The sequence below is a fragment of the Pseudomonas sp. 51_B genome (assembly GCF_017491595.1).
Lineage (GTDB): Bacteria > Pseudomonadota > Gammaproteobacteria > Pseudomonadales > Pseudomonadaceae > Aquipseudomonas > Aquipseudomonas promysalinigenes.
In genome coordinates this window covers 1-514 of sequence record NZ_JAFGYW010000195.1, presented here as the reverse complement: position 1 = coordinate 514, position 514 = coordinate 1, and the positions used below count along the sequence as shown (strand labels likewise).

The 514-nt window shown below is 61.3% G+C and carries 1 protein-coding gene; it reads right to left on the bottom strand.

Annotated elements, in window-relative coordinates:
• The coding region (locus J5M56_RS24360; RefSeq protein WP_279381842.1) for a 7TM-DISM domain-containing protein at positions 1-514 on the bottom strand (514 nt) is incomplete at both ends.

Genomic DNA, 514 nt, shown 5'->3' with positions numbered 1-514 from the left:
CATACAGGCGCACCGGTTGGTCTTCGAGGTACGCGGTGCTCGACCACAACGTCACCGGCGCCTGGATCGAGCCTTCGCTGGCCAGTCGCAGGTACAGCGTCTGCTGTTGATCCGGTTTGAACGGCAAGTCGAACAGGTAATTGTTCTGGCGGATCTCGCGACTGGCGAAGGGCAAGGCATCGCCGGTCTGGCGCACCAGTCGGTATGCACCGGTGGCATCAGGCAAGTAAAGATCGAGGTGATCGAGTGGCGGATACGCCAGTTCCAGTAGCCAGGTTCGCTGGGCGGCCGGGTTGCTCGGGCGGTAATGCAGGTCGATCTTCAGCCAGAACGCCGAACGCGAGTAACCGGCGTTGAGCGTGGCTTTGTCGTGAGCTTTGAACTGACCGGCGGCGTCTTGCGAACGGACGTCGGCAATCGTCGCCTGAACGCTCGGGTCTTCGAACAATTGCAGCGATCGGCCCAGTGGCAGGCTCTGGGTGAATTCGTCGAATTCGACGGCGCTCGCCATAAG